The sequence below is a fragment of the Rubrobacter aplysinae genome, from assembly GCF_001029505.1.
GTDB classification, from domain to species: domain Bacteria; phylum Actinomycetota; class Rubrobacteria; order Rubrobacterales; family Rubrobacteraceae; genus Rubrobacter_A; species Rubrobacter_A aplysinae.
Map to the genome: position 1 here is coordinate 1 of NZ_LEKH01000033.1, position 1,012 is coordinate 1,012.

Below are 1,012 nucleotides of genomic sequence, written 5' to 3' on the forward strand. Positions count from 1 at the left end.
ACAGCGCGTTTCACAGTAGATGAACCGCAGTTTGCCGGTACCCTGCGTGCTCGAAAAAGCCCAGGGCCTCTGCAGCAGTAATTGCGGATAGCGCTGCGCCCATCGCCTCTACTAGAGTCTTCTTGGTCCTGGCAGACGCTCTCCTTAGCAGGTTCTTAACCTTCGAGAACGCCTCCTCGATCGGGTTGTAGTCTGGCGAGTAGGCTGGCAGGTAGAGTAGCTCACAACCCCGCTCTTCTATCAGCTCTCTGATCCTTTTGGGCCGGTGGGCGCCGAGGTTGTCCATTACTACAATCTTCCCCGGCTCCAGACTCGGCGCTAGAACCTTCTGCACGTAGGTCTCGAAGACTCTCGCGGTGGTCGCTCCTTCCACGGCCAGAGAAGGTCCCATCCCTGAAAGAGTCATGTTAGAAAGCAGCGTCGTGTTCTTGCCACGGTTGCGCGGTACTGACAGGTTTAGGCGCTCTCCTCTCGGAGCGTAGCCGTAGATCGGAGCAAGTGAGGTGTGAACCCCCATCTCGTCTACAAAAACCAGCCTTTCTGGCTCGACCGTAGCGACCACCATCACCCGCCAGGCTGCTCTTTGGAACTCGTCGCGTTCGGTTGCGAATCGGCCCCCTTTTTCCTGGTAGTTCCTTTGGAGCCGATCCGAGCTATGGCCCGGCACATCGTAGAGCGACTCACCGAGACTCCGGTCATGGTCTGTATGTAGTCGCAGCGGTCTTGAAGAGTTGCGCAGGGGCGTTCGGCAAGGTCCTCGGCCAAGAGCTTTCTCGCCGTCTGATCGAGCTTGGAGGCGGAGCCGGGACTCTTCTTCGGAGCCAGTGATTCTCCCCGGTTGGCTTTGTCGGCGTAGCGCTTGACCGAAGAGAGACTAACGTCAAAGGTCCGGGCAGCCTGGGCTTTTGACCTCCCGCGCTCCACGGCAGTGGCTATCTTGCTTCGCAGGTCTTCTGAGTAACCGTTCATGCAGCGATGTTCTCACCAGTCCATCTCTACCGCAACATGCTGT

At 58.1% G+C, this 1,012-nt stretch carries 2 protein-coding genes; both read right to left on the minus strand.

Translation table 11 applies throughout. The features are described 5' to 3' along the window. Positions 1-10: 10 nt before the first annotated feature. Positions 11-667: an IS630 family transposase gene (locus tag ABD53_RS15450; protein ID WP_047866733.1), complete on the minus strand. Its 657-nt coding sequence runs from the start codon at positions 665-667 to the stop codon at positions 11-13. Beyond that, entirely contained in the window at positions 565-969 is a 405-nt protein-coding gene (locus tag ABD53_RS18075; RefSeq protein WP_053058173.1) for a helix-turn-helix domain-containing protein, read from the minus strand. Before ABD53_RS18075 ends, ABD53_RS15450 begins: the two co-directional genes overlap by 103 nt. Positions 970-1,012 lie beyond the last annotated feature (43 nt).